The 8,172-nt window shown below is 72.1% G+C and carries 7 protein-coding genes; 2 read left to right on the top strand and 5 right to left on the bottom strand.

Annotated features, from left to right (window positions below; all coding sequences use genetic code 11):
- The 5 genes from GTR00_RS09290 to GTR00_RS09270 form a co-directional block, all read right to left on the bottom strand.
- Positions 1 to 840 (bottom strand): phytanoyl-CoA dioxygenase family protein (locus tag GTR00_RS09290; RefSeq protein WP_166611345.1); only part of this gene is annotated, 840 nt, incomplete at its 3' end.
- Between the two features lie 49 nt (positions 841 to 889).
- On the bottom strand, positions 890 to 1,783 hold the full coding sequence (locus tag GTR00_RS09285; protein WP_166611344.1) for a carbohydrate ABC transporter permease: 894 nt from the start codon (positions 1,781 to 1,783) through the stop codon (positions 890 to 892).
- Position 1,784: 1 nt separating this feature from the next.
- Positions 1,785 to 2,735: a carbohydrate ABC transporter permease gene (locus tag GTR00_RS09280; protein ID WP_166611343.1), complete on the bottom strand. Its 951-nt coding sequence runs from the start codon at positions 2,733 to 2,735 to the stop codon at positions 1,785 to 1,787.
- Positions 2,735 to 4,060 (bottom strand): ABC transporter substrate-binding protein, encoded by a 1,326-nt coding sequence (locus tag GTR00_RS09275; protein WP_323132354.1) that lies wholly within the window; start codon positions 4,058 to 4,060, stop codon positions 2,735 to 2,737. The genes GTR00_RS09280 and GTR00_RS09275 overlap by 1 nt, the downstream gene beginning before the upstream one ends.
- 116 nt (positions 4,061 to 4,176) lie before the next feature.
- Complete coding sequence (locus GTR00_RS09270; RefSeq protein WP_166611346.1) at positions 4,177 to 5,709, bottom strand: alpha-N-arabinofuranosidase; 1,533 nt, start codon at positions 5,707 to 5,709, stop codon at positions 4,177 to 4,179.
- A gap of 467 nt (positions 5,710 to 6,176) precedes the next feature.
- Between GTR00_RS09270 and GTR00_RS09265 the strand changes: the two genes are divergently transcribed.
- On the top strand, positions 6,177 to 7,190 hold the full coding sequence (locus GTR00_RS09265; RefSeq protein ID WP_240899726.1) for a LacI family DNA-binding transcriptional regulator: 1,014 nt from the start codon (positions 6,177 to 6,179) through the stop codon (positions 7,188 to 7,190).
- Between the two features lie 119 nt (positions 7,191 to 7,309).
- Positions 7,310 to 7,588 carry a hypothetical protein gene (locus tag GTR00_RS09260; RefSeq protein ID WP_166611341.1) on the top strand — a complete coding sequence of 93 codons (279 nt, stop codon included), beginning with the start codon at positions 7,310 to 7,312 and terminating at the stop codon, positions 7,586 to 7,588.
- Positions 7,589 to 8,172: the final 584 nt, after the last annotated feature.

Below are 8,172 nucleotides of genomic sequence, written 5' to 3'. Positions count from 1 at the left end.
GCGCAGGCGCTCGGGCACGACGGCCTCGCGCGGTGCGCTCGGGCGGAAGTCCAGCCGCTCCACGCCCAGGCCGCGCAGCACCGCCCGCTCCACGGGCGAGAAGTCCTCGGGGTCGGGGCGGTCGAAGTCCATCGGCTCGCGCAGGCTCAGCGGCGGGTTGGTGATCAGCCGCTGGGCGCGCAGGACGTTCTGGGAGGTGGCGTGCAGCACGAACGGGTGCATGAGCACCACGTCGCCCTGCCGGCCGGTCAGCTCCTCGAACTCGCGGCAGTGGTGGATCAGCCCCGTCTCCTGCAGCTCCTCGGGCAGGACCCCCTCGGGGCGCTCGGCCAGGTACCGGGCCACGACGCCCACGGAGTCGGTGGCCACGAAGGTGCCCCCGCCCGTGGAGAGCACGTCGGTCCACAGCACGATCGTCAGCAGCCCCTGCTCCGGCGAGTCCAGGAAGTGCCGGAAGAAGTCGCCGTCCTTGTGCCAGCCGCCGACCTTCGCCGACGGCGGCTCGAAGGGCCGGTCGGCGCCGACGCCGAGGTTGGCGATGATGCCGTCGCTCCAGCCCCACGGCGTCTCGACCCGCTCGAGGCCGCCGAGCAGCTGGCAGGCGGCGGCGAAGGCGCGGGGGGCGAACTCGGCGGCGTCGAGGTACTGCTCGGAGGGCAGGTGCACGCGGGGGCGGTCCCACGTGGTGGGGTCGTCGCGATCGACGCCCAGGCGCTGCCAGGCGCGCTCGACGACGGGCTCGGCCTGCTCGGGCTCGAAGCAGCGCTCGAGCACCACGTAGCCCTTGTCGAGGAAGTGCTCGACCTGCGCGTCGCTGAGCGCAGGTGTGGTGTCGGTCATCGGGACCTCTCTCGGATCACGGGGTGGGTCTGCGGCCTGGCCGGCCCGTTCACCCCTTGAAGGCGCCGTCCATGATCCCGGAGACCATCTGCTTGCCGAAGAAGGCGAACAGCACCAGGAGCGGGACGGTGACCAGGAACGAGCCGGCCATGGCCAGGCCCAGGTCGACGGAGATGTTGCTCTGCAGGGCCTTGATGGCGATCTGCGCGGTGTACAGGTCCGGGGACTTCAGGACGATGAAGGGCCACAGGAAGTCGTTCCAGGCGTTGACGAAACCCAGCAGCCCCAGGACCGCGGCTGCCGGCCGGACGACGGGGAAGGCGATGCGGGCGAAGATCTGCCAGGAGTTGGCCCCGTCCATGCGCGCGGCCTGCAGCAGCTCGTCGCTGATGGTGGCGCTGATGTGCTGACGCATCCAGAAGATGCCGAACGCGCTGACCAGACCGGGCACGACGAGCGCCTGGAGGGTGTCCACCCACCCCAGCTGCGACATGATCATGTACTGCGGGATGACGGCCAGCTGCGCCGGGACCGTCATGGTCAGCACGAGGATCAGGAAGAGCGTGTCGCGGCCGGGGAAGGTCATCTTCGCGAAGGCGAAACCCGCCAGCGAGCACAGGAACGCCTGCCCCACGGCGATCAGCGCGGCCACGATGAAGCTGTTGATGAGCGAGCGCACGAACGGCACCGTCTCGAAGACCAGCCGCAGCAGGTTCAGGAAGTTGCCGCCGGGAACGACGCGCGGCGGCAGCTGGGTGGCCGCCTCCGAGCCGACGGAGGAGACGACGAACATCCAGTAGACCGGGAAGATGCACGCCGCCGCCGCCAGGGCGAGGAGCACGTAGGTGTACCAGCGCACCCGGACGATGCCCCGCCGGCGACGGGTCCTCGTGGTGCGCGGCTGCAGGTCGCCCTGCTGCCGGGTGTGGGTGGTGGTGGCCATGTCAGCCCTTCTTCCCCAGACGGCTCGAGAGCAGGAAGTTGATGAACGCCACGACGACGATGATCCCGAACAGCGCGACGCCGACGGCCGAGCCGTAGCCGAACTTGAACGAGCCGAAGCCCTGCTCGAACAGGAAGAGCGAGAGGGTCTGGCACTGGCGCGCCGTGCCGCACGTGAGCGTGCCGTTGGACAGCAGCAGCGGCTCGGTGAAGATCTGCAGGCCACCGATGGTGGACATGATGACGGTGAAGACGATCACCGGGCGCAGGGACGGCAGGGTGATGTTGAAGAACTGCTTGACGGGGCCGGCCCCGTCCACGGCGGCCGCCTCGTACAGGTCGCGCGGCACGGCCTGCAGCGACGCCAGGTACAGCAGCGTGTTGTAGCCGAACCACCGCCAGATGACCATGACCGAGATGAGCACGTGGCTGCCGGCGGCGCTGGACATGAAGTCGATGTGCTCGAAGCCCAGCAGCTCCAGGAACCAGTTCAGCAGGCCGTAGTCGCGGTTGAAGATCTGGGCGAAGACGATCGCCGTCGCCGCGACCGAGGTGATGTACGGCAGCAGCATCGCCATGCGGAAGAAGTTGGCGAGGCGCAGGAAGGTGTTGTTGAGCACCTGCGCCAGGATGAGCGCGATGATCAGCTGCGGGACGGTCGAGATGATCCAGATGCTGAAGGTGTTGCGCAGCGCGTTCCAGAAGCGCGGGTCCTCGCCGAGCAGCCGGAAGTTCTCCAGGCCGACGAACGTCTTGTCGCCGATCGGGTTCCAGTCGAACAGCGCCACGTAGAAGGTGAACAGCAGCGGGAAGAGGCCGAAGACGAGGAACAGGACGTAGAAGGGCGCCACGTACCCGTACGGGGCCAGCCGCTCCCAGCGCTTCTCCACCGGCCGGGTGGCGGTGGCCGGTGTGACGGCCCGCAGGCCGCCGGGGGTCAGGGTGGCGCTCATCAGGCGCCGATCGCCGTCTTGATGTTCTTCACGGCGGTGTCCCAGGCGGCGTCGGCGGGGGCGCCGTCGCCCTCGACGCCGTTGAGCGCGTTGAGCAGCTCGGTGCTGATCTCGGTGTTGTACTCCCCGTTGACGAAGGGCTTCAGGCCCAGGACGGCCTGGGTGAAGATCTTGCCGGTGGGGGCGTTGCCGAAGAAGGGGTCGGTGTGCTCCACCAGCTCCGGCTTGTCGTAGTTGGCCGGGGTGGTGGGCAGCGAGCCGGAGACGAGGAAGTGCTTGAGCTGCTGCTCGGGGGACTGCATCGCCTTGACGTAGTTCCACGCCGCCTGCGGGTTGGCCGCGCGCGCCGGGATGGCCAGGTAGCTGCCGCCCCAGTTGCCGCTGCCGCCGGGGATGACGGCGATGTCCCACTCGCCCTCGGTGTCCGGCGCCGCGGAGCGGATGGAGCCGAGCATCCACGACGGCGCGGCGACGGCGGCGAACGCGCCCTTGGCCATGCCGGCGTTCCAGCCGTCGGTGAAGCTCTCCAGCTTCGCGGTGATCCCGGCGGCGATGGCCTTCAGCCCGAGGTCGAAGGAGTCGCGGACGATGGGGTTGCTGTCGTAGACCACGTCGCCGTCGGCGGAGTAGTACTGCTCCTCGCCCTGCGAGACCGCCTGCAGGAAGACGGTCGTGGCGGCGTTGTCGATGAACGCCTTGCCGGTCGCCTGGGTGTAGCGCTGACCGGTGGCGATGAAGTCGTCCCACGTCGGCCACAGCGCGCCGACCTCGTCGCGGTTCGTCGGCAGCCCGGCGGCGGCCATGAGGTCGGTGCGGTAGGCGACGCCCATGCCGCCGACGTCGGTGGGGATGCCGAGCAGCTCCCCCGAGGGGGCCTTGACCTGCTGGATGACCCAGTCGACGTAGTCGTCCTGGACCTCGTCGGCGCCGAGGGTGGTGAGGTCGGTGAAGTTGCCGGGGTTCTTCATGAACTTGGGCATGTCACCGGCCTGGATGAGCACCAGGTCGGGCACCTTGCCGCCGGCCAGGGCGGTGGTCAGCCCCTGCGCGGTCTCCTGGGCGTTGCCGACCTCGGTGAGCTTGACGGTGACGTCGGGGGCCAGCGCCTTGTACTCCTCGACGGAGTCCTTCTGGTTGATGCCGGTGAACGACCAGAACTCGAAGCTGTTCGGGTCGCTGGAGCCGGAGGCGCCGGAGGAGCAGGCCGAGGCCGCCAGCGCGGCGCCGCCGGTCAGGGCCGAGAGCGCCAGGACGCGCCGGCGCGAGAACGCGCTCGCGAGCAGGCTGGACTGGGGGCGTGCGGGCAGCTGGGGCAGCGAGTTCACGGAGGTCCCCTCCCTTGGGGAGTCGTGGAGTGCCGTGGCGGCGGGAGCCGTCACGGGCGGCGCTGGGCCGTCGGGTCAAGGAGGTGTGTGCGGGTCGAGCGGGTGTGCGTGGTGGTTCAGGGGCCGGTGGTGAAGCTGACGGTGGCGAAGCTGTGCGCGGGCAGGGTGACCTGCAGCAGGCCGTCCTCCACGTGCACGCCCTCGAGGTCACGCACCTGCACGGGGGTGTCCGAGGCGGTGTTGTGCGCGGTGAGCGCCTCGGCGGTCAGCAGCCGGCCGGACAGGCCCGCGACGGCGCCGCCGCGCACGTCGATGCGCACGTCCAGGGGCTCGTCGGCGTCGAGGTTGGTCAGCGAGACGAGCACCTGGCCGTCCTTGGTGCTGGCCGAGCCGGAGAAGGTGGGCAGCTCCTGCTCGCCCACCCGGCGCACCGGGGCGGACCCGCGCACGCCCAGCGGCAGCGAGGCGGCGTCGTGGTGGCCCTTGTTCATGGCGAAGACGTGGTAGCTGGGGGTCAGCACCAGGGCGTCGCCGTCGGTGAGCAGCATGGCCTGCAGCACGTTGACGGTCTGGGCGATGTTGGCCATCACCAGGCGGTCGGCGTGGCGGTGGAAGGCGTCGAAGTGCACGCTGGCCACCAGCGCGTCGCGCATCGTGTTCTGCTGGAAGAGGAAGCCGGGGTTGGTACCGGGTTCGACGTCGAACCAGGTGCCCCACTCGTCGAGCACCAGGCCCACGCGCTTGTCGGGGTCGTAGGCGTCCATGACGTTGGCGTGCCCGGCGATGATGCGCTCGATGTCGCGAGCCTTGAGCATGGTGCGGTAGTACTCGTCCACGCCGAACTCGGTGGCCGAGCCCTTCTCCTCCCAGGTGGGCCCCACGATCGTGTAGTGGTGGAAGGAGATCGCCTGGTAGGTGTTCTTGCCGTGCCCGCTGACCGGGCCGTCGCCGAGGTAGCGGCCGAGGTTCTGCATGAGCACCTCGGTCCAGCGGTAGTCGGCGTCGGCGGCACCGGCGGCGATGCGGTACAGGCGGTTGTCGCCGTGGTCGAGGCTGTAGGTGCCGTACTGGCGGGCCAGCTCCGCGTAGGCGTTGGCGCCCATGCCCCCGCCGCAGCCCCACGGCTCGTTGCCCAGCCCCCAGAAGGGGACCGTCCAGGGCTCCTCGCGCCCGTTGGCCCGGCGCAGCTGGGCCATCGGGGACTCGTCGGCGCGGGTGAGGTACTCGATCCACTCCGCGGCCTCGCGCACCGTGCCGCTGCCGACGTTGGCCGAGACGTACGGCTCGGCGCCCAGCAGCTCGCACAGTTCCATGAACTCGTGGGTGCCGAAGGAGTTGTCCTCCACGACGTCGCCCCAGTGCGAGTTGACCATCGTGGGGCGCTGCTCGCGCGGGCCGATGCCGTCGCGCCAGTGGTAGGTGTCGGCGAAGCAGCCGCCGGGCCAGCGCAGGTTGGGGATGTCCAGGGCGCGCAGCGCCTCCACCACGTCCAGGCGGATCCCGCCCTCGTGGGGGACGTCGGAGTCCTCCCCCACCCAGAAACCGCCGTAGATGCAGCGGCCGAGGTGCTCGGCGAAGTGCCCGTACAGGTGGCGGTTGATGCGCGCACCGGGCAGGTCCACGTCCAGCACCGCCTCCACGCGCCGCACGGGCGCGGCGTCGGCGGCGGGGACGGCGGGCAGGTCCGCGGTGGGCGCGTGCGCGCCGGGCAGGTCCGCGGTGCGGTGCGCCGGGGTGGCGGGCGCCGCGCCGGAGGGTGCTGCGGTGGGCGGCGCTGCGGAGTGCCGGTCGTCGTCGATGAGCACGCGGTCCTCACAGGGTCGGTGGGCAGGACGTCCCCGCGGTTCGCCGGTGCGAGCGCGGCGCCCCCCGCGGGGTCCATCGAAGTCGTCGCGCCGGCCCGCTCGGCCCACCGCCGTCGGTGGCCCGGTCAACCCGGCGTGTATCGATATAGTGGGTCGGTCCGCGCGAGGTGTCAAGGACTGTCGATCGACTGCGGTGCTTGTAGCCTCGGCACGAGGTGGAACCCGGTTCGACGACGAGCCCACCACCCCCGGCGAGCCACCGGAACCGGCGCGGCAGCCGGTCCCAGCAGAGGAGGTCTGGCGTGGTCACCATGCGCGACGTGGCCGCGGAGGCCGGCGTCTCACCGATGACCGTCTCCAACGCGCTGACCGGCAAGCGCCCCGTCAGCGAGCAGACGCGCCGGCTGGTCATGGCCGCCGTCGAGCGCCTGGGGTACCAGGTCAACGTCGCCGCGCGCAGCCTGCGCCAGGGCCGCACCGGCGTCGTCGGCATCGCGGTGCCCACCCTGGACAGCCACTACTACAGCCAGCTCAGCCACCACCTGGTGCGCTCCTTCGCGCGGGCGGGGCTGGCCTGCGTGGTGGAGGAGACCCGCGCCAGCCGCGAGGGGGAGCTGGCCGCCTTCCGCGACTCCCGGCTCAACGCCTACGACGGCCTGGTCATCGCCGCCCTCGGGCTCAACGAGCGGGAGATCAACGCCCTCTCGCGCGAGGTGCCCGTCGTCGTCCTGGGCGAGCAGGAGCTGCACCAGAGCGTGGACCACGTCAGCATGCCCAACGTCGACGGCGCGGAGGCGGCCACCCGCCTGCTGGTGGAGCGCGGCTGCTCCCGGGTGGCCATCGTGGGTTCACCGCCCCTGGACCAGCTGGAGAGCGCCACCCTGCCCGAGGGCGCCGCCTTCAGCCTGCGCGCGCGCGGTTTCCTGCGGGTGGTGGAGGAGGCCGGGCTGAAGGCCGCCGCCAGCTACGCCGGGGTGACCCAGGCCGCCGGCGCCCGGTGCGCCCTGGACCTGCTGCGGCTGCCGCAGCTGCCCGACGGCGTCTTCTGCGTCACCGACACCCTGGCCTTCGGCCTGGTGCGCGGCCTGGCCGACCACGGCGTGCGCGTGCCCGAGGACGTCCTGGTCATCGGCTACGACGACGTGGAGGACGCGCGCTACCACATCCCCTCCCTGTCCTCCATCGCCCCGGACCACCAGGGGCTCGTCGACCACGCGGTGCACCTGCTCAGGCGCCGCATCGCCGCCCCCTCTGCCACCCCGCAGGACGTGACCGTCCCCTTCCGCCTCGTCGAGCGCGAATCGACCCGGCGGCCCCCCGGCTGAGCCGGGCCGGCGCGACCCGTCGTCCCGGCACCGGCCGCCCCTTGCACCCCGGAGCCCCCAGCGCCCACGCTGGGCGCTGCCGGCGGTCGAGGCGCGGGGAGCGGTGGGGAGGCACGCGCATGGACGAGCACGTCCACCAGGTCCACCAGGTCCACCAGGTGCGGGTCCGGGGGCCCGAGCCGGGTCGTGCCGCCGAGGAGCTGTGGCGGCAGGTCAGCGTGCACCGGGCCCTGCTGCGGGCGGAGCGCACCAGCGCCGCGGCGCGCGCGCTGGTGGCCGAGAGCGCGCTCGTGCGCGCCACGTGCGCGCACCGGTTGCGGGAGAGCTCCCGGGTGCGGGAGCTCTCGGTGGTGGCCAGGTGGGAGGCGCAGCTGCGCCCCCCGCGGCTGGAGCCCTGACCCGCGCGAGCCGCGGCGGGCACCGCCGGCGCGTGCCGCTGGAGGTGCCGGTGCGGGTGCCGGTGCGGGTGCGCGGCCTCCGAGCCCGTGCGCACCGGTTCTGCGGAACCGCTTGAGGCGCCGGTGCCGCACCGCGATGATGCGGGCGGGCGCTCCGCGGCAGGGCTCCGGAGCAGCACCTCCAGCACCACGCGCAGCGACACGCTCACGCAGCGGTCGCCCTTCCCTCGGGACGGCTCCGCCACGGGCCGCGCGAGGCTCGCTCGAGCGGTGGGTGGACCCCCGCACGGCCAGGAGACGGCACGAGCTCGCCAGGAGCGCACCCGGTTCACCCGAGCACAGGAGCGGCGACCGCATGGACGGAACAGCAGCCCGCGCAGCAGCGGCCGACGGGGCAGCCGACGGGGCAGCCGACGGGGCGATGCCGGAGGGGCGGGGCGCACCCGCCCGGCCCGCGGGAGGGGTGCAGCGCACCGTGCTGGCCGGCCTGCCCGCCGCGCACCGCTCCCGGCTGGTGGCCGTGCTGCGCTCCGCGGGCGCCGAGCACGTCCGCGACGTGTCCCAGGGAGAACCCCTGCCCGTCC

This window comes from Kineococcus indalonis (assembly GCF_009906395.1).
GTDB classification, from domain to species: Bacteria; Actinomycetota; Actinomycetes; order Actinomycetales; family Kineococcaceae; genus Kineococcus; species Kineococcus indalonis.
This window is presented reverse-complemented; position numbering and strand designations above follow the sequence as displayed.

What these genes read in the sequence shown, in the direction of transcription:
- GTR00_RS09285 (WP_166611344.1), bottom strand. Translation starts at nt 1,783, where the DNA reads ATGGCCACCACCACCCACACCCGGCAGCAGGGCGACCTGCAGCCGCGC.
- GTR00_RS09280 (WP_166611343.1), bottom strand. Translation starts at nt 2,735, where the DNA reads ATGAGCGCCACCCTGACCCCCGGCGGCCTGCGGGCCGTCACACCGGCC.
- GTR00_RS09265 (WP_240899726.1), top strand. Translation starts at nt 6,177, where the DNA reads ATGCGCGACGTGGCCGCGGAGGCCGGCGTCTCACCGATGACCGTCTCC.
- GTR00_RS09260 (WP_166611341.1), top strand. Translation starts at nt 7,310, where the DNA reads ATGGACGAGCACGTCCACCAGGTCCACCAGGTCCACCAGGTGCGGGTC.